Annotated in this window: 13 protein-coding genes and 1 pseudogene; all 14 read right to left on the bottom strand. The window is 52.8% G+C overall.

Annotated elements, in window-relative coordinates; genetic code table 11:
* Nucleotides 1-4: 4 nt before the first annotated feature.
* The 14 genes and pseudogenes from C0623_12195 to C0623_12260 all read right to left on the bottom strand — a co-directional run bounded on the left by C0623_12195 (nucleotide 5) and on the right by C0623_12260 (nucleotide 17,574).
* On the bottom strand, nucleotides 5-2,590 hold the full coding sequence (locus C0623_12195) for a translation initiation factor IF-2 (protein PLX98429.1): 2,586 nt from the start codon (nucleotides 2,588-2,590) through the stop codon (nucleotides 5-7).
* A complete protein-coding gene (locus C0623_12200; protein PLX98430.1) occupies nucleotides 2,590-3,183 on the bottom strand; it encodes a hypothetical protein in 594 nt (197 codons plus the stop codon). The genes C0623_12195 and C0623_12200 overlap by 1 nt, the downstream gene beginning before the upstream one ends.
* Nucleotides 3,180-4,481 (bottom strand): transcription termination/antitermination protein NusA, encoded by a 1,302-nt coding sequence (locus C0623_12205; protein ID PLX98431.1) that lies wholly within the window; start codon nucleotides 4,479-4,481, stop codon nucleotides 3,180-3,182. Before C0623_12205 ends, C0623_12200 begins: the two co-directional genes overlap by 4 nt.
* A 56-nt stretch (nucleotides 4,482-4,537) precedes the next feature.
* Nucleotides 4,538-5,023 (bottom strand): ribosome maturation factor, encoded by a 486-nt coding sequence (locus tag C0623_12210; protein ID PLX98528.1) that lies wholly within the window; start codon nucleotides 5,021-5,023, stop codon nucleotides 4,538-4,540.
* A gap of 177 nt (nucleotides 5,024-5,200) precedes the next feature.
* Nucleotides 5,201-6,490 (bottom strand): RNA methyltransferase, encoded by a 1,290-nt coding sequence (locus C0623_12215; GenBank protein ID PLX98432.1) that lies wholly within the window; start codon nucleotides 6,488-6,490, stop codon nucleotides 5,201-5,203.
* The gene (locus C0623_12220) at nucleotides 6,483-6,881 is read right to left on the bottom strand and encodes a hypothetical protein (protein PLX98433.1); all 399 of its coding nucleotides are present in this window, start codon (nucleotides 6,879-6,881) and stop codon (nucleotides 6,483-6,485) included. The genes C0623_12215 and C0623_12220 overlap by 8 nt, the downstream gene beginning before the upstream one ends.
* Nucleotides 6,874-7,632 (bottom strand): RNA methyltransferase, encoded by a 759-nt coding sequence (locus C0623_12225; GenBank protein PLX98434.1) that lies wholly within the window; start codon nucleotides 7,630-7,632, stop codon nucleotides 6,874-6,876. The genes C0623_12220 and C0623_12225 overlap by 8 nt, the downstream gene beginning before the upstream one ends.
* Nucleotides 7,633-7,640: 8 nt before the next feature.
* Nucleotides 7,641-8,045: a hypothetical protein gene (locus C0623_12230; protein ID PLX98435.1), complete on the bottom strand. Its 405-nt coding sequence runs from the start codon at nucleotides 8,043-8,045 to the stop codon at nucleotides 7,641-7,643.
* On the bottom strand, nucleotides 7,969-8,388 hold the full coding sequence (locus C0623_12235; protein ID PLX98436.1) for a DNA polymerase III subunit chi: 420 nt from the start codon (nucleotides 8,386-8,388) through the stop codon (nucleotides 7,969-7,971). Before C0623_12235 ends, C0623_12230 begins: the two co-directional genes overlap by 77 nt.
* A gap of 15 nt (nucleotides 8,389-8,403) precedes the next feature.
* On the bottom strand, nucleotides 8,404-9,606 hold the full coding sequence (locus C0623_12240) for a cofactor-independent phosphoglycerate mutase (protein ID PLX98437.1): 1,203 nt from the start codon (nucleotides 9,604-9,606) through the stop codon (nucleotides 8,404-8,406).
* A 17-nt stretch (nucleotides 9,607-9,623) separates the two neighbouring features.
* On the bottom strand, nucleotides 9,624-10,511 hold the full coding sequence (gene xerD / locus C0623_12245; GenBank protein PLX98438.1) for a site-specific tyrosine recombinase XerD: 888 nt from the start codon (nucleotides 10,509-10,511) through the stop codon (nucleotides 9,624-9,626).
* Nucleotides 10,512-10,525: 14 nt separating this feature from the next.
* A pseudogene (gene glnD / locus C0623_12250) lies at nucleotides 10,526-13,228 on the bottom strand ([protein-PII] uridylyltransferase).
* 8 nt (nucleotides 13,229-13,236) lie between these two features.
* Nucleotides 13,237-14,961, bottom strand: coding sequence for an N-acetylmuramoyl-L-alanine amidase (locus C0623_12255; protein PLX98439.1), 1,725 nt, complete (start codon nucleotides 14,959-14,961; stop codon nucleotides 13,237-13,239).
* Nucleotides 14,962-14,964: 3 nt separating this feature from the next.
* Nucleotides 14,965-17,574, bottom strand: a complete 2,610-nt coding sequence (locus C0623_12260; GenBank protein PLX98440.1) for a DNA mismatch repair protein MutS — start codon at nucleotides 17,572-17,574, stop codon at nucleotides 14,965-14,967.
* Between the last annotated feature and the right edge of the window lie 114 nt (nucleotides 17,575-17,688).

Raw genomic sequence — 17,688 nt, forward strand, 5'->3', positions numbered from 1 at the left:
CCCGCTAGAGGGTTGACTTAATCTCTTCCATCTCATAGGCCTCGATAATATCGCCAACCTTGATGTCGTTATAATTTTCGAGACCGAGACCGCACTCGTATCCGGCCTGAACCTCCTTGACATCATCCTTGAAGCGCTTCAGTGAGTTGAGGCTTCCTTCCCAGATGACAATACTATCACGAACCAGGCGTGCCTTGGCATTGCGCATGACCTTGCCGTCGAGGACATAACAGCCGGCGATCGTTCCGACCTTGGAAACGTGGAAGGTCTCGCGGACCTCGATTCGACCCATTGCCTTTTCCTGGAAGGTCGGGGCAAGCAGACCCTCCATGGCGTTCCGGATGTCATCAACCGCATCATAAATGATGTTGTAAAGGCGAATATCAACACCCTCTTTTTCGGCAAGTACTGTTGCCTTCCCCTCGGGTCTTACATTGAAACCGAGGACGATCGCATTCGATGCCGAAGCGAGAGTAATATCGCTTTCGGTAATACCACCGACAGCGGTATGAATGACAATGAGTCGGCAGTTATCGGTCGAAAGTTTATTGAGAGAATCCTTGACCGCCTCGACCGAGCCCTGTACGTCAGCCTTGATGATTGTCTTGAGTTCCTTGACATCACCCTGTTGAATTTGCGCATAGAGTTGTTCGAGAGAAACTTTGCTGCTCTGCGCCATTTCAGCTTCACGGAGTTTCTGTTGCCGATGTTGAGCGACGTCCTTGGCGGTTTTCTCATCTTCAACAGCGTGCAGATTGTCACCTGCATCCGGAACTCCGGAAAGACCGGTTACCTCAACCGGACAGGAGGGACCGGCCTTCTCGACTGTTTTGCCGAGATCGTCGACCATGGTCCGGACCCTGCCATAATGCACGCCGGTTACGACCGGATCGCCGATTTTGAGAGTCCCCTCCTGAACCAGAATAGTAGCTACCGGACCGCGCCCCTTGTCGAGACGTGCTTCGACTACTGTTCCTTTGGCTTTTTTGTTCGGATTCGCCTTGAGTTCTAAAACCTCGGCCTGCAGAAGAATCATTTCAAGCAGCTGATCGAGATTGGTCTGTTGCTTAGCTGAGACTTCAACAAAGATCGTATCGCCGCCCCAATCTTCCGGCACCAGCTCGTAATCGGCAAGCTCCTGCTTGACCCGGTCGGGGTTGGCATCCGGCTTGTCGATCTTGTTAACAGCAACGATAAGCGGTACACCGGCGGCCCGGGCATGATTGATCGCCTCCTTGGTCTGCGGCATCACGCCATCATCGGCGGCGACAACGAGGACTACGATATCTGTTACCTGGGCGCCACGTGAACGCATCGCGGTGAACGCTTCGTGACCGGGTGTATCGAGAAAGGCAATCTTGCGACCGTTAATTTCAACTTCATAAGCACCGATATGCTGGGTGATGCCACCGGCTTCGCCTTCGGTTACGCTCGTCGCCCGAACCGCGTCGAGCAGTGAGGTCTTGCCGTGGTCGACATGGCCCATAATGGTTACAACCGGTGAGCGCTCTTCCAGGTCTTCAACGCTGTCCTCTTCTTTATTAGTGGCAATATCCGATTTCTCGAGGATAGTCTCTTCATCAAAGGCAATATTTTCTACTTCATAACTAAACTCGGAAGCAAGCAACGCGGCTGTTTCGAAATCGAGAGGATGATTGATCGTGACCATCTGACCCTGATTCATCAGCTCCCGAATCAGGTCATTGGCCTTGACTCCCATTCTTTTTGCCAGTTCACCAACTGTGATGACATCACTGATCTTGATAATCCGCTTGATCGCCTTGCTGACGGTAATTTCGGTCTTTTTCGCCGGCTTCGCCTGTCGCCGATTCTTCTTGTTGCGACCGAAGTCACGATCCGGCTCAAAAACTTCACGCCGACCGCGCCGCCGCGGCTTCTCACCGGGCCCAAAATCGACCCGCTCCTTACCTTTTTTCCGTTTTTTGCCACGCCCTTCTTTCTCCGGTGGTGGAACTTCACCGGGACCGGGACCGGTTCCGGGTGCAGCAGCGGCAGCTGCCGCCGGACGACCTGATGGCTTCTTGCGGTCTGGACTTGCAGGTCTACGCGGCTTTTTCTCGGCCGGGGTCGGCAGTTCGACGCGCCCGAGAATCTTGGCCTGATTCGGGCTTGCCTTAGTCACCTTTTCCGGTTTGGTCGGAGCCTCGGTTTCTTTCTGCTCCTGACTCTCCTCAGCCTCCGATTCATCGGTCTTCTCTGCCTTTTCTTCAGCCGATGGCTGCTCTGCCTTCGGTTCATCAGCGACGACCTGATCCAGCTCGATATCTGTCGGGGATTCTTCCGAAGCAGCCTGGGCTTCTTCAACTTCCGGTTCGGCCACCGGCTCTTCGGCTTCAGGTTTTTTCTCGACAGCCTTTTTACGACGGCGGATGATTCCGGGATTAATCCGTTGTTCCTCGATCTTCATTTCCTGACCGGTTTGAGCCGCTTCGAATTTCAGAACATCATCATCACTCAGAATACTCTCCGTATCGCTCGCATCAATACCGAGGTCGGACAGCTTCTGAAGAATTTCAGCATCATCGATACCGAACTTCTTGGCCAATTCGTGAACATGTGTCTTGCCCATCAATTCTCCCCTGCTATTTTCTGAAATCTGGAAATTTCCAGTGCTATTAATTCAGCAAAATGCTTATCTTTTATGCCAACACAATTCCGGTTATCCCGACCGAGAATTTTTCCGAGCTCTTCCTGGCTCGAGAAACGCGCCATCGCACAATCGGTGACTTCGGCGCTTGCTTTCAACTCATTCAGTGAGCGATCCGAGGCATCATTGGCAATAACCAGACAACGAATCTCGTTACGTTCAAGAAAAGATTGCAACGCGCTCCGGCCGCTTGCTACCGCTCCGGCCTTGCGGGCAATCCCGAGCAACCCCAGGATTCTCTGATTTATTGCTTCGCGGATCGTCGTTAAAATTCCATCCGGGTCAACCTCTGCTGTTTTATGTCGAAAAGCGCGGTCGAAAGCATTACTACGAACCGCATTTTCAACACATCGCCGGTCGGCACAGGTATAAGCGCCCCGTCCGGGGAGTCGATCCCGATAATCGACATAAACCTTCTGCTCCGGACCGGCCACATAGCGGATGAACTGATCCTGTTCTCCTTTTTTACGACAGGTAACGCAGGTCCTTTCAACCGTCCGGCTTCCACGGGTCATATATCTTGCTCTACATCCTCCTCGGCCTTCGGGTCAGCCGATGCATGTATCGTTTCATCATCCTCATCAACTTCCGGAGTCAGATTCGGCAGGATCTCCGCAAGTTTTTCCGCGAGCTCTTCCTTGCCGAGGCTGCTACGTCCCGGAATAGCATGTTGCTTCGCCATTTGATACAGTTCGTCCTTGGTGTATTTTTCAAGAAGCGATTCCGTTGTGATTTCATCTGACGCCTCTTCTTCGGCCGCGGCTTCTTCAAGTTCGGCCTCGGCAGCTCTCGACTCGCTCTTGATATCGATCCGCCAATTACTCAGTTTGGCCGCCAGACGAACGTTTTGACCTTTTTTGCCGATCGCCAGCGACAGCTGATCGTCCGGAACGATGATTTCGAGGGCCTGTTCCTCATTATCGACATAAACCCGCGTCACCTCTGCCGGAGAAAGTGCCGAGCAGGCAAAACGCGCAATATCGGGCGTCCAGGGAATAATATCGATTTTCTCCCCGCGTAGTTCGGAAACAACATTCTGCACACGCGAGCCGCGCATGCCGACACAGGCACCAACCGGATCGACATCGGAATCATGAGAAACAACAGCGATCTTGGTTCTACTGCCAGGTTCGCGAGCAACTCCCATGATTTCAACGATTCCTTCAGAAATCTCCGGAACCTCGGAACTGAAAAGCGACGCCACGACCCCCGGGTGAGTTCGCGAAAGAATAATCTGCGGACCCTTTGGTGAAAGCTTGACTTCAGAAAGGTACGCGCGAACGCGGTCACCCTGACGATAATTCTCGCGCGGGACCTGTTCGCGATGCGGCAGCAAAGCCTCGGTCCGGCCGAGATCAATAATCAGGTCACCGCGCTCATAGCGACGAACGATGCCATTTAGCAGTTCGCCAATGCGATCCTTGAATTCATTGTAAATCCCTTCACGCTCGGCTTCGCGAACCTTCTGGATAATAACCTGTTTGGCGGTCTGGGCGGCAATCCGGCTGAAGCCGGTTGCATCAAGTTTCATCCCGAGTGAGTCACCAGGTTCAGCATCGGGTTCAATCTCTCGTGCTTCGCTAAGAGTTATCTCCTGATACGAGTCTTCAACTTCCTCGACAACCGTAACAAATTCGAAAAGTTCAACTTCGCCGATCTCGTTATTGAAATGCGCCTCGAGATCACGCGTGTTACGATATTTCTTGTTTGCCGCCGAAAGGACAGCCGACTCGAGTGCCTCAACCAGCACTTCACGGTTTATCCCTTTGTCTTTGACGACCTGATCGATGACATGATTCAGATTAAGGACCATCAGTGTTCCCCTTGATATATATTCTTTAATTGTTCAGGCAATCGAAACCGCCAGATTTAAAATTCCGGATCGAGGTTGGCCTCACCAATCTCGGTCAAGGCGATTTCAACCTCGCCACCTTTTTTGTCGGTTTGTTCAATCCGGATTCTCCCATCGTGAACTCCCTGAAGAATTCCGGTAAAAGTCTTCCTTTCGTAGCCGCGACCGTCCGGATCGACCAGATTAATGGTCTTAACCTTGACCCGGTGTTCGGCAAAGCGCTCAAAATCCTGAGGCTTCTTGAGTGGTCGATCGAGCCCCGGCGATGAAACTTCGAGCCGATAGGCAGGCTCGATAATATCCTCAACTTCAAGCAGGGCACCAATCTCGCGACTGACCGAAGCACAATCATCAAGCCCGACCCCGCCATCCTTGTCGATAAAGATGCGCAGAAACCACTCGGGGCCTTCCTGCTTGAACTCGAGATCAACCAGTTCGTACGCCATATCTTCCAGAACCGGTTCAATCAGATCGAGCAACTCATCAACCAGTGATCGTTTCATCAAGCTCATTACGGTCTCCGAAAAACAAAAAAAGTGAGCCGGAGCTCACTTTTCTTATGATTCAATTCGAAAAGTAATGAATGTTTAACACAATTCAGCTGAATATTGCAAGCCGTTATTTAAGCTTTTTTCAGCTCTATTCCCCGACTGCCGGCGGTACGGCAACCGGCAGTCAGGCTAAGTTGTCCCGGTTCGCTCAAGTACGGAAATCGATTCGATATGCCAGGTCTGAGGAAACATGTCATAAGGTCGCATCGAAACGATTCGATAGCCATTACCGAGCAGGAGTTTAAGATCACGGTACAGGGTCATCGGGTCACAGGAGACATAAACAACCCGACCAGGCTTATATCTGCACAGTTTACGCATGACATCATAAGCACCCGACCGTGGCGGATCGAGGACAACCGTATCGAACTGCATCTGCGGCCAGAGCTTGTCGATCGCAAGTTCCGCCGTATCGGCCCGGAATTCCAGATTATCGGATTGCAGCAATTGCGCATTGCTTCGGGCCGCTAGGATCGCCGGCAAGTAATCTTCGACTCCGCAGACAAAAGCAGCCTTTTCAGCCAATGGCAGAGAAAAGTTCCCAACCCCGCAATACAGGTCGAGGACTCGCGTATCGGCTGCTACCGCGGCTACTACAGCACTGACCAGGCTCTTGTTCTGCTCGAGGTTTACCTGGACGAAACCACCAGCAGGGAACATCAACTCCATCGGCGACCCCGGAAGCGGACGGATAATCTGCTGTTTGCCCGGAAAAAGTTCGACGAGAGCCCCCTTATGACCAAGCCGGGCGAATATGGAGCAACCGTCAGTCTCGACGATCGGCTTCAGGACTTCCAGCAGCCGATCCGGATCGCTTCCGGGAGAATGAATAATCACTGAGAGTTGACCATAAACATCAACCGAGAGATCGAACTGCCGGAGGTGGTGAATCGGGGGACCGACGCTGAGTTGTTTTTTGAGCGCACGAAAAAAACGGTTCAGTTCGGGGGCGAGCAGCGGGCACTCTTCAATATCAACGATATAATGACTGGCCGGCCGGTAGAAGCCGGCAATCAGCCCCTCCCCTGTTGTACGGCACTTGACCTGGGCCCGGCAGCGATAGTTCCAGGGCGAGGGAGATGCAACAATCGGCCTGACACTGCCAGATTCAACCGCCAGGGAACGCACGGCGGACTCGAGAAAAAGAGATTCTTTCCATTGCAGCTGCCGGGCATACGGCAAATGCTGCCACTGACAGCCGCCGCATTCAGCGGCGACGGGGCACTCAGGATCGATCCGGTCCGGGGACGGTGTCAGAACCTCGAGCAGCTCGGCATCACTATAACGTTTGTGGTCTTTAACGATCCGGCACCGAACCTTTTCACCCGGGATGACGTCCGGAACAAAAACCGCTTTACCGGCATGCCGACCGATGCCACGACCGCCGAACGACAGGTTATCGATCGTCAATTCAATCATGAAGATTCACGAGTACCCGGCTGCGTTCCTTGCGGTTGGCAAGCTGCCGGGCAACAAAACGGGCGGCAAAATCGTTGCTCTCCATATACTGCAACGCATTCTTTGCAAAATTTTCAATCAGTTCAGACTGGACCTTTTCAACATCGGCGCCGGCAACTCCCATCTGCCTGAGCAGCTTCCTGTATTCTATCGATGCCCCGAAAAACTTGCGGGCTTTTTCCAGATCGTCGACACTGACCCGGGGAGAGACCAGCTCCGTGGTCAGATCGATGCGGCAGCGAACAGTGACCTTGACCTGGTGATAATCACCGAAATAGCGGTTGCCATGTTCGCAAAAATCGACTTTCAGTCCGTTCTTGAGATTTTTGGAGCAGATGATTCGTTCATTCATCTTCGCCACTTCCCTTTTTCCGCCGCTCCGATTCGACCCAGTCGATCCGGCTTAACAGACCGCGCAGAATCCGCACTTCGCGATCATTGAGCAGCGCCCGGCCGAATATGCGCCGGTAGGTATGCAGAATATGATCCGGGTTCCCGGGATCAAGGTATTCGATATCGAGTAACGTCCGGCGCATGTGATCATACAACTGCTCGAGGGTTTTGCCATCGGCCAATGCCTTGCGCCCATGTTTTTCGGCATTTTCAAAACCTGACCGTGAGAGTTCATAAAGGCAGATTGCAACCGACTGCGCCAGATTCATTGACGGGAGATCACGGCTGGTCGGAATCGTTATGAAACGCTGGCAGAGATCGAGCTCTTCGGTCAGCAGCCCCTTGTCCTCGCGGCCGAAAACCAGAGCGCAGGCACCCTGCCCCGGCATGCCGGAGGGAACGAATTGACCGATTTCATCAGGATGAAGAAAATCTTCCCGGTATTTTCCAAATCGGCGGGTTGTGCCAAGAGCGATTCGACAATCGGCCAGCGCGGCATCAAGACTTCCGTGAACAACGGCATTCTCAAGAATCGGTGCAGCCTTGACCGCCATCCGCCGGGCCTCGTTCCCGAGGTGGTCAGCTTGCGGTGAGACCAGGTGAAGGTTTAAAAAGCCGAAATTAGCCATGGCCCTGGCAACCGATCCGATATTCAGTGCACCCTGCGGGGCAACAAGCACAATTTTGACCTGGTCAAATTTTCTGTTCATAATATGATTCAAAGGGAGAAATCACCGACGGCGTACTGCACTATCGTCAGCGCCGCAATCGCCGCGGTTTCAGTACGCAGGATGCGTGGCTCGAGTGCAACCGGCACAGAACCTTGCGGCGGCCGGCAAAACTTTTCAAAAGGGACAATCTGGTAGCGGTCACCGGCCAGATCGAGATGCGCCCGCCAACTGGCTGACTGCTGATCGATGACGGTCAGGATATCTCCGGGGCAGTAACGCAAGGACTGCAGAACCGACGCCACGGCATCTGACAGTTCGCATGCCTGTTCAAATTCGAGCAGAGATGCGCACCTGACCTTCGAATCAGGGCCGCGTTCATTGACGCAGTCGAGGTTCAAGGCCCGCCCCCCGGTATTCGGCAAAACGGGCCCGTGAAGCATCGGCCAGATCATCGGCAAAGAGCTCGGCAAAATCGATAACCGACCTGAAGCGACGCATGAATGCCAGACTGCAAGGTTTCCCCATGATCAGGACATCAGAGCCGTTAGGGTTCTCTTCATGGATTGATATCACAACCGGCTCATCGATACATTCGACGGCACCATTATCATAGGCATGCGGAATAAACGAGCCTTTTTTCCATGTCCAGATGAAGCGATCAAGCGTTACCCCCTGATTGTCATCGGCCACGACGATCAGCACCCGGCTTCCGGTCGAAAAGAACTCTTCCGCCAGCTCGCAGAGGAATCTGGCCTTCTCCGGTTTGTCGAGCTTGATAAATTCAACGTGCGGCATCTCTTACCTGTCAGTTTAACGGCCGATCAGCCGACTCATCAGCAGATGACCGGGATTTACGACAAGACCGCTGGCAGCGGCCTCGGATTCACTATAAGACCGGGATGAGCCGCTGATCGAACCATCGGAAGAGAACATTGCAAAGGGGACCGGATCGGCGGTGTGCGTTTTCCGTTCAACCGGTGTCGGATGATCAGGGAGGACCACAACCCTGAAGTCGCCGAGTGCCGGCAGGCCATCAAGAACACGTCCGACCACGTCCCGATCAAATGATTCGATCGCCTGCAGTTTATCCTCGAGCGAGCCGCTGTGCGCTGCCTCATCCGGAGCCTCGACATGAAGATAGACGAAATCGCCCTGTTTCAAAGCTTCAAGGGCTGCATCTGCCTTGCCCTTGTAGTTGGTATCGATATAGCCGGTCGCACCCGGCACGTTGATGACCTCGAGGCCGGCGTAAATGCCGATTCCCTTAATCAGGTCGACCGCTGAGATCACCGCACCACCGGAGATACCGAACCGTTCTGTCATCGGTTCCATCCGCGGTGCCCGGCCGTGGCCCCAGAGCCAGATCGAATTGGCCGGCAGCTTGCGCTCACTTTCGCGACTCGTGTTAACCGGGTGTTGACTGAACAGCATCTGGGCTGAAGTCATCAGGCTGATCAGTTCGTCGGCGCCGTCACCTTTCGGCAGGTGACCATCGATCGGTTGGTCACTGATGTCGTGCGGCGGCACGAACTCGAGCTTGTCACGGCCATTTTTCCAGACCATGAGGTGGCGATAGGAGACCCCAGGATAAAAGTTGAACTCATCGCCACCCAGCTCGTTCTGGAGGCAATTGACCAGCTCGTTCGCTTCTTCGGTCGTAATATGTCCGGCCGAAAAATCATCCATATATAACTTGCCGTAATTGGGCGTCAGGGTGACCAGGTTGAGGCGAAAGGCGACATCTTCCGGCGCCAACTCAATCCCCATACTGGCAGCTTCCAATGGTGAGCGACCACTGTAGCAAAGGGCCGGATCGTAACCGAACACCGAAAGATTGGCGACATCACTGCCGGGATGGAAGCCTTCTGCAACCGTATGTGCGAGTCCGCATTCACCCTCGCGGGCCAGGCGATCCATATTAGGTGTTTCGGCATGCTCAAGCGGCGTCTTGCCGCCCAATTCCTCGATCGGTTCATCGGACATACCGTCACCAAGTAAAACGACATACTTCATAAGGTTAACTATTCCCTTCAACTTCGGGGATGATGAATCCCGTGAATCTTTTTCAGCCGTTCCCGGGTCACATGAGTATAGATCTGCGTCGTCGAGATATCGGCGTGCCCGAGCATGGTCTGCACCGACCGCAAATCGGCGCCGTTATCGAGCAGGTGCGTCGCGAACGAATGCCGCAGGGTGTGCGGTGTAATGTTTTTGGCGATGCCGGCCTGGGCGGTGCGGCGTTTAATAATCTTCCAGAAGCCCTGACGTGTCAAGCCTTGTCCGGCCCGGTTCAGGAAAACATGCGGACACGCCTTTTCTTTTTCAAGAAATGGTCGAGCTGACTCGATATAGAGCTGCAGGGCTTCAATCGCCACCTCACCGACCGGAACGATCCTCTGTTTGCTTCGTTTGCCGAAAGCGACGAGGTAACCGACATCAAGTTGCAGATCGGAAAGCTTAAGGCTGATCAATTCCGAAACACGCAAACCGGTGGCATAGAGGACTTCAAACATTGCCCGGTCCCGGTAGTCGAGGTTTTCCTCCCCCGAGGGCGCGGCCAGAAGGCGTTCAACTTCATTCGGTGAGAGCGTATGCGGCAATGACTTGATACTCTTTGGGGCTTCAACACGATCTGCCGGGTTGGTCGCGGCGATCTCCTCAACAAGAAGGAATTTATGAAACATCCTTAAAGAGACCAGCACCCGGGCACGACTTCGGGCCGAAAGCTTATTATTTTTCAAGTCGGCAAGAAAACGGAGAACAACCGTCGGGGTCACGGCATCCGGGCTGGAAAACCCTTCAGCTTGCAAGTAATCAAGGTAGCGGGTCAAATCCCGGCCGTAGGCGTCGAGCGTGTTGGCTGACAGGCCCCGTTCGACAACAAGATAGTTCAGGAAAAGGTCGAGGTATTGATCCATAAGAAGCTGAAAAACTAATCTTTATCAAGTTGATCGAGTACTTCAAGAAGAGCGTTTCGGACTTCCTTGATCTTCTCTTCGTCAGTAATTTTTTGCCCGAAAATATCCTGTACATAGAAGGTATCAGTGGCTTGATCGACTTTGGTCGAAATCTTGGAAACACCGATATAGAGGCCGAGATCGATCAGGGTTCGGGCAATATCGTATAGCAGGCCAACCCGGTCGGTCGCATAGATATCAAGAACCGAATACTGGTCCGAGACCTCATTGTCAATCTCGACCCGATTGGCAAAACGGGGCTTCGGCTTCTCGGGCAACAACCCCATACCGGAATCCCGCTTGGCCACCATTTCGTCAACCCTTTTGCGCCCTTCAAGTACCGCGTTCAGCTCATTTTCGACCTTTTGCCATTTTTTCGGATTATCGACAATCGATTCGGTTGAACTACGGACCTGAAGGATGTCCATCGCCTCGCCATTACTGCGGGTATAAGCCTGAGCGCCGAGAATATTGATGCCGTTGGCAGCCATGACTCCGGTGATCATCGAAAAGAGGCCCGGAACGTCGACCGTTGAAATAAAGACCTGTGAATAATCACTGGCCGGATCATGTTCGACATACAGCACCAGGCTTTTGTCCCCCCGACTGAAGGCAAGCCGTACATGTTCGGTAATTTCGGGTGAGCGGTGCGACAGAAGATAACGATAACTCATCGTCTGCAGAACTTTTTTGACACGTTTTTCGCCAAATTCATCAGCCAGGTTAGCAACAACCTTACGCTTCCGGTTCTTCAGTCGGTCAGAACGGGCATCCAGGCGGAAGTTGCCGCGTTCAAGGACATCGTAAGCTTTCAGGTAGAGCTCCTTGAGAAGGAACCCTTTCCATTCACTCCAGACATCCGGACCGACGGCCTTGATATCGGCGAAGGTCAGCAGATATAACATCTTCAGTGTCTCGGTCATACCCATCTTGGTAGCAAATTGATCAATCAGCTTATCGTCATTGAGATCACGGCGCTGTGAGATATGGGCCATATCAAGGTGGTTTCTGACCAGAAACTCGAGCCGTTCCCTGTCCTCGCGCTTGAGGCCCAGACGTCGACTGATCCTCGGTATCAGGTCCGCACCTTTATTTGCGTGATCCTTCCCCTCTCCCTTTCCGATATCGTGCAACAGCACAGAAAGCTGAAGAAGCTCCCGTTTTTCGATATCATTAGCCAATCGGGTCAAGAGGGGTTTACGTTCTTCATAAACTCCGGACCAGAGTTTAGCTATTTCCTCAACCGCAAAAATCGAATGCATATCGACCGTGTAAATATGATAGGCGTCATGCTGCACCTTGCAGTAAATACGGCGGAACTCGGGCATGAAGGCATTGAGGAACTGAAGGTGATGCATATCGCGCAAGATCCGGGAGTCCGGACGCATTGTACGAAGAATTTCAAGAAAGCCATCGGCCATCATCTTGGAACGACGAACCTGGTTATTGATCAGATACAGGTTATCCCGGATCAAACTTTTCAATCGGTAACTGAGCTCGACCTGATGTTGGTGCGCCAGGAGAAAAGCCCGCATCATCATCGCCGGCTCTTTCTCGATAATCTCGGGTTTGCTCAGTCGAAGCTCACCTTTTAACGTATAAAAGTAGTCATCGATCTGCCTCTTACCGAACATGCCGAGAAACTTCGGCTGCTTTTCATCCTGTACGGTCGCCCGACTGATCAGGGATGATGACAGGTGCTCTATCTGGGTTGCCTGAAAGTAGTAATCCTGCATGAACAGTTCAACTGCCAACGCTTTTTTGGTGTCGACATAACCGAGAAAACGGGCAATCTTTTCCTGCTGATCAAAATTGATCTGTTCGTTTTTGCGCGGTTAAATAAAATGAAGTTCGTTGCGCACTTTCCAGATATGATCAAGGGCCGCGGTGAAAGCGGCCGCTTCCTGTTCGCTGACTACACCCTTTTTAACCAGATCGAGCAAACTCATTGCCTTGAATTTAACCCGCATGATCCAGAGAGCAGAATGAAGATCGCGCAACCCGCCCTCGCCCTCCTTGATATTCGGTTCAAGCAAATAGACCGTCGAGCCGTATTTACTCCGCCGGCTCTCGATTTCCTCGAGCTTGTTCGTAATAAAAACCTGGGTGTTCCGGTTTAGGACTTCCTTTAGAACATCCTCCTGGTAATCCTTGTAGAGGTCACGATTACCACAGAGGTAGCGTGAATCGAGGAGCGCTGTGCGGGCGGTAATGTCCTGATTTGCCATGTCGAGACAGTCGCGGCCGGAACGAACCGAGTAACCGACATCCAGACCGAGATCCCAAAGCATGTAAAGTATCCGCTCAGTCGTCTTTTTCAGTGCTGCGACATCATTACTGCCGCAATAGAACATGATATCGATATCGGATCGTGGGTTGAGTTCGCCACGACCATAACCACCGATAGCAATCAGGGCACATTCATTGAGTAGCGCACCATCGGCATCAACCGTCGATGCCTTGAACAGGGCATTGATCAGTGCGTCAACGAGGGTTGTATACAACTGGACGATTTCGGTCCCGGAGGCTCCGGCCCGATGACGGGCAAATAGATCCTTACGGGTTTTCTCGAGAAGCTGGCGGGCACCATCACACAACTTGTCGCGACGTTCATCAAACGGGATATCAGACGAATCGATAAGTTCGTTCGGCAGGTAGGTGTCGAATGTCTGGGTCATTTCTCCGGTCATCGCGCCGCCAGTAGCTTCAGCGCCGAGGCGTAGCTGTGTACACCTCTGACGATGGCCGCAGCCGCACGATCCTGATAAGTCCGGCTGACCAGAAGTTTTTCTTCGTAGTGGTTACTGATAAAAGCAGTTTCGACAAGAACCGATGGCATGGTTGCCCCGAGCAGAACATAAAACGGGCCCTGCCTGACACCGAGGTTTTTCACTTTGTAGTGACGTTTCAGGTTTTTGACCATTGCTTTTTGGATTTCGGCTGCCAAACGACTTGATTCATTGATTTTCGAATTAGCCAGAAGATCCATGAGAATCAGTTCGAGATCACCGACCTGCTTCAGGGATGTGCCGTTCTCGCGGGCAACTACCTCGACCGCCTTGTCGTTTTTGGAGAAATTGAGATAGTAGGTCTCAATGCCGCGGGCCCTTCGATTGCGGTTGGCATTGGCATGAACGGAAATGAAAAGATCAGCGCCGACCTTATTGGCAATCGCCGTCCGTTCTTCGAGCTCGAGAAAGGTATCACCGGAGCGGGTCAGGATAACCTCGCATTTCAGTTCTTGCTCAAGCTTCCGGGCCAGTGCCTTGGCCATTGCCAGGGTAACGTCCTTCTCAAGGATACCGCTCGGGCCGACAGCGCCCGGGTCCTTGCCGCCATGCCCGGCATCGACCACGATCCGGCGCAGTCCCTGGCCGCTTCGTGACTCAGGAATGTGAACTCTGAGCGGTCGTTCCTTCGGTTCCGACTTGAGCAATCCGGCGATGTCATCGTCGGCACCTCCAGGTATCGTAATCGAATCGTCTGCCCGGGCCACCTGAACAGTTCCGGCCTGTTCTTCCCCCTGGACATCAATCACGATACGGAACGGTTCAGCTAAGGGGAAGACGTTATAGTCACTGAAACTTTCAAGATCAAGAACGACCCGCGTCGTTTTACTGTCGGGTTGTCCGGCCCGGATTTTTGTCAATAATCCGTCATTAACATCCTGGTTCCGGACAAGAGTTCCGACAGGCATGGTTTCGCTAAGATCGACATAGATTCTTGGCGGTGACTCGCCAGAGCTGTCGCCCTTAAGGAAATTAGATGTAAAATTGACCTTGTTCTGCATTTCAAGAACGACCCGGGTATAGCCCGGATTCGACCAGAACCGGATCGATTTGAGACTGTTTCCATCGATTGAAGGCGTAAGTGAAGACTGCGCCGATTTGGCCGGTTGACTCATTTTCGGTGCATATCGGGCCAATGACTTGACCTTGCGGCTTGCCCGCTTGCTCATATCACCATCGGGGTAGATGGTCAGGATCCGTTTATACCGCGAATAGGCCGGTGCCGGCTCTTCAAGGATGGTCTCGTGAATTTTTGCCGAAAAGTTCAACGAATCATCGGCGAGGCGGCTTTCGGGATAACTGTCGGGCAGGCGATCAAAAAGCCTTGCCGAATCCCGGGCGTCATCGAGCAACCCGGAGATACCGTAAAGTTCAAAAGTCGTCTTGGCGGCCATGAAAAGAGCATCATCGGCGCGATTGCCATCTCCATGATTGCGATAAACATCTTCAAACTGCCGGACCACCTTCAACCAGTTATGCCGGTAGAGGCGATCTTTCTGTGAATCCTGCAATCGGTAATAACTTTTGCGGGCTTTTTCATAAACGCGATCAGACGAATCTGCACTGCTGAGTGCAGGAACGATCAGGATCAGCATAAAAATAAGGCAACGTTTCAATATCATTGGCTACAACAATCTCTTGAGTTCATCAATCAGATTCAATGCTTCCAGCGGCGTCAACACAGAAATATCAGTTTGATCGAGTTTTTCCCGTACAGCATCGGTATCGGTACTGAACAGACCCATCTGTGCTTTCTGCGGCGGCGGCTCCCCTTGTCGGCGCGCCAGTCGCGGCTGACCTTCCGCCCCGTACTCTCCCGATTCAAGGTTCCGCAATATCTCCTTGGCACGGTCTATTACATCCTGTGGCAGGCCGGCGAGCCGGGCAACCTGTATTCCGTAGGAGTGAGAAGCGCCGCCCTTGACAATACGACGCAGGAAAATGATCTGATCATTCCACTCCTTGACAGCTATATTGTAGTTCTGTACACGTTCCCGAGTCAAAGAAAGATCTGTCAACTCATGGTAGTGTGTCGCGAACAACGTTTTGGCTGCAACCTTTTTATTGTCATGCAAATATTCGGCCACAGACCAGGCGATACTGACCCCGTCAAAAGTTGAGGTGCCGCGACCTATTTCATCGAGAACAATCAGGCTGCGGGGTGTTGCATGATTCAGGATGTTGGCTGTCTCGGTCATCTCAACCATGAATGTCGATTGTCCGCGCGCCAGGTTGTCACTGGCGCCAACCCGGGTAAAAATCCGGTCGACCACCCCGATGCGGGCTTCGGCGGCCGGCACCATCGAACCGATTTGCGCCATCAGGACAATCAACGCAACCTGCCTCATATATGTTGATTTACCGGCCATGTTTGGTCCGGTAATAATCAGGATCTGGTTCTGCTCGAGATCCATCTCAACATCATTCGGAACGAACCGCTCGTCGAGGGTCATGGTTTCAACGACCGGATGCCGTCCATCCCGAATCACCAGATCGTGACCATCGTCGATTTCAGGAGCGATATAGTTCTGCTCATGAGCGATATCAGCCAACTCCGCAAGGACATCGAGGGTGGCCAGGGCGATCGCCGTCTGCTGCAGCCGTTCCCCCTGTTGCGCTACCGTTTTGCGGACCTGTTGAAACAGCTCGTATTCGAGCTCAACCAGACGATCTTCGGCGCCGAGGATCTTGTCTTCGTACTCCTTGAGTTCCGGAGTGATGTAACGCTCGGCATTAGCCAGGGTTTGTTTACGAACGTACTCTTCCGGCACCCGATCCAGATGGGTTTTGGTTACTTCGATATAGTAACCGAATACCTTGTTGTACCGGACCTTGAGCGACGAAATTCCGGTCTGCTTGCGCTGCTCAGCCTCAAGACGGGCAATCCAGCCCTTCCCTTCGCGACTGATTGTTCGCAATTCGTCGAGTTCTTCACTGTAGCCGTCACGGATGATGCCACCCTCACGCAGAACAAAAGGCGGATCATCAACCAGAGCTGCGGCGACAAGTTCGGTGATCTCCGGTATCGGATCTATGCGCGCACTCAAATCAACCGCGAGCGCACCCAGCAGTGCGCTCATCAGGTTCAGCAACTCGGGCAGGCGCTCCAATGAATCCCGCAGCGCCACCAGATCCTTGCCATTGGCACTTGCCATTGCAATCTTGCCGTTCAGGCGTTCGAGGTCATAGACCCCATCGAGCAAAGATCGAAGGTCCTGGCGCAGCAGGGCCGATCCGGCGAGTTCAGCCACCGTCTCCTGACGCTGCCTGATGCGTGTGGCATCAACCAGCGGGTGATTGATCCACTGCCGCAGCAGTCGGCCTCCCATGGCCGTTACCGTCCGATCGAGTACGCCGAGCAATGAACCTTTCCGTGAACGGTCGTACATTGTTCCGGTCAACTCAAGGTTGCGCCGGGTTGCATCATCCAGAACCATGTAATCGCTGACATGATAGGTTACAAGGGTTTGCAGGTGCGGCACCGAGCCTTTGCGTGCTTCCTTGAGATAGTGGAGTGCAGCTCCGGCAGCCTGAGTTGCTGTTTTCATCCCCTGGCAGCCGAAAACTTCAAGCCCTGAGCAGTTATAGGTATCGAGCAACTGCTCGGTCGCATAATCGATATCGGCTGACCAGGCCGGAACTGTATTGACGACCTTCTGCCCGGTCAGATCACTTAATGGCACAAGCCATTCGCCGTCGGAAGAGTCATCGATGACAATAATTTCGGTCGGGTCGATCGACGCCAACTCACTACGGACGGTCTCTATTTCAGAAACCTGGGTAACCCTAAACTCACCAGTCGACACATCAAGTAAGGCAATCCCATAACTGTTCGAATCAGCAACCAGCGCCATCAGGAAATTGTTCCGGTCAGGTTTCAGATTTTCACTGTCGACCACAAGACCGGGAGTAACGACCTGGACCACATCACGCTTGACCAGTCCCTTGACCGTTTTCGGATCCTCAACCTGTTCGCAAATCGCTACTTTGTGGCCATGCTCAACCAGCTTCGCAATGTAGGGCTGACAGCTATGGAAAGGAATACCACAGAGAGGGATTTCCTCATCGGCTCCCTTGTTGCGCGCGGTCAGGGTGATATCGAGAATTCGCGAAGCGGTGACAGCATCTTCCATGAACATTTCATAGAAATCACCGAGGCGGAAGAACAGGATGGCATCAGGGTACCGGGATTTAATTTCCAGGTACTGACGCATCATCGGGGTTGTCTTGGACATGAAAACCGAACCTCTTGAACACCTTTAAGGCGAGTCGTACCGGCAGGATATTTCTGTTGAATTACAGATCGCCAGGCGGTGATTATGTTAACAAAGCGACTTTGCAAAGTAAAC

The organism is Desulfuromonas sp. (assembly GCA_002869615.1).
GTDB lineage: Bacteria > Desulfobacterota > Desulfuromonadia > Desulfuromonadales > UBA2294 > BM707.

Excerpts from the sequence above, each read along its gene's own strand:
- C0623_12200 (PLX98430.1), bottom strand. The coding sequence starts at position 3,183 with ATGACCCGTGGAAGCCGGACGGTTGAAAGGACCTGCGTTACCTGTCGT.
- C0623_12210 (PLX98528.1), bottom strand. The coding sequence starts at position 5,023 with ATGAAACGATCACTGGTTGATGAGTTGCTCGATCTGATTGAACCGGTT.
- C0623_12255 (PLX98439.1), bottom strand. The coding sequence starts at position 14,961 with ATGATATTGAAACGTTGCCTTATTTTTATGCTGATCCTGATCGTTCCT.
- C0623_12215 (PLX98432.1), bottom strand. The coding sequence starts at position 6,490 with ATGATTGAATTGACGATCGATAACCTGTCGTTCGGCGGTCGTGGCATC.
- C0623_12260 (PLX98440.1), bottom strand. The coding sequence starts at position 17,574 with ATGTCCAAGACAACCCCGATGATGCGTCAGTACCTGGAAATTAAATCC.
- C0623_12205 (PLX98431.1), bottom strand. The coding sequence starts at position 4,481 with ATGGTCCTTAATCTGAATCATGTCATCGATCAGGTCGTCAAAGACAAA.
- xerD (PLX98438.1), bottom strand. The coding sequence starts at position 10,511 with ATGGATCAATACCTCGACCTTTTCCTGAACTATCTTGTTGTCGAACGG.
- C0623_12195 (PLX98429.1), bottom strand. The coding sequence starts at position 2,590 with ATGGGCAAGACACATGTTCACGAATTGGCCAAGAAGTTCGGTATCGAT.
- C0623_12225 (PLX98434.1), bottom strand. The coding sequence starts at position 7,632 with ATGAACAGAAAATTTGACCAGGTCAAAATTGTGCTTGTTGCCCCGCAG.
- C0623_12220 (PLX98433.1), bottom strand. The coding sequence starts at position 6,881 with ATGAATGAACGAATCATCTGCTCCAAAAATCTCAAGAACGGACTGAAA.
- C0623_12240 (PLX98437.1), bottom strand. The coding sequence starts at position 9,606 with ATGAAGTATGTCGTTTTACTTGGTGACGGTATGTCCGATGAACCGATC.
- C0623_12230 (PLX98435.1), bottom strand. The coding sequence starts at position 8,045 with ATGATCTGGCCGATGCTTCACGGGCCCGTTTTGCCGAATACCGGGGGG.
- C0623_12235 (PLX98436.1), bottom strand. The coding sequence starts at position 8,388 with ATGCCGCACGTTGAATTTATCAAGCTCGACAAACCGGAGAAGGCCAGA.